General features: G+C 68.8%; 2 protein-coding genes. One reads left to right on the top strand and one right to left on the bottom strand.

Features of this window, described 5'->3' with window-relative positions; genetic code table 11:
- Window positions 1-148 (bottom strand): redoxin domain-containing protein (locus ACFWGZ_RS41150; RefSeq protein WP_382457001.1); only part of this gene is annotated, 148 nt, incomplete at its 3' end.
- A 130-nt stretch (window positions 149-278) separates the two neighbouring features.
- On the opposite strand from ACFWGZ_RS41150, the gene ACFWGZ_RS41145 reads away from it, so the two are divergent.
- Window positions 279-1,139 (top strand): hydrogen peroxide-inducible genes activator (locus tag ACFWGZ_RS41145; protein ID WP_382457000.1); only part of this gene is annotated, 861 nt, incomplete at its 3' end.

The following is a 1,139-nucleotide window of genomic DNA, read 5'->3' as shown; positions in this document are numbered from 1 at the left end:
CGAAGGTGAAGTCCTTCGGCCACGCGAAGACGATCTTCCACTTGCCCTCGTAGGTCTTGTGGTTGATCTGCTCGAATTCCTTGCCGCTCTCCAGCGAGACACAGGCAGTCAGGTCGAACTCGGGGAACTTGTCACCGACAGTGAGCACGCGCTCTCCTTGAAGCGTTGGAAATCCCTTTTGGGGTTTTCCTGAGGGTTGGACGAGATCCACCTTGGCACAGAGTGCATTGATCACGGAAATAGCTACACTTGCTCGTGATGATCGGAGGTGCCTATCAGTGGTGCAGAGCAATCAGGGCACTCGCCCCAAACAGCCCAGTCTCTCCCAGCTGCGTGCCTTCGTCGCCGTCGCGGAGTGCCTGCACTTCCGGGACGCCGCGGCATCGATCGGGATGAGCCAGCCCGCGCTCTCCGGGGCGGTGTCGGCGCTGGAGGAGACACTGGGTGTCCGGCTCATCGAGCGTACGACGCGCAAGGTGCTGCTCTCGCCGGCGGGGGAGCGGCTCGCGGCCAGGGCGCGGGCGGTGCTGGAGGCCGTCGGTGAGCTGATGGAGGAGGCCGAGGCGGTCCGGGCGCGGTTCACCGGAGTGCTCAGGCTGGGCGTGATCCCGACCGTCGCCCCGTATATGCTGCCGACCGTGCTCGGGCTGGTCCACGAGCGCTACCCGGAGCTCGACCTCCAGGTCCACGAGGAGCAGACCGCCTCGCTGCTGGACGGGCTGGCCGCCGGAAGGCTGGACCTGCTGCTGCTCGCGGTACCGCTCGGGGTGCCGGGGGTGACCGAACTCCCGCTCTTCGACGAGGACTTCGTCCTGGTCATGGAGAAGGACCACTGGCTGGGCGGGCGCGCCGACATCCCGCGCGAGGCGCTGCGCGAGCTGCCGCTGCTGCTGCTCGACGAGGGGCACTGCCTGCGCGACCAGGCCCTGGACATCTGCCGGGAGGCCGGGCGCACCACGGGCGCCCCCGTCACCACGACCGCGGCCGGGCTCTCCACCCTGGTCCAGCTGGTCGCCGGCGGGCTCGGCGTGACGCTGCTGCCGCGTACCGCGCTGACCGTCGAGACCGGCCGCAACGACGCCCTGGCCACCGGCTACTTCACCGAACCGGCGCCGTCGCGGCGGGTCGCCCTGGGGATG

This window comes from Lentzea sp. NPDC060358 (genome assembly GCF_042725365.1).
GTDB lineage: Bacteria > Actinomycetota > Actinomycetes > Mycobacteriales > Pseudonocardiaceae > Lentzea.
The sequence above is the reverse complement of the archived record's forward strand: the minus strand, read 5'-3'. Positions and strand labels throughout refer to the sequence as shown.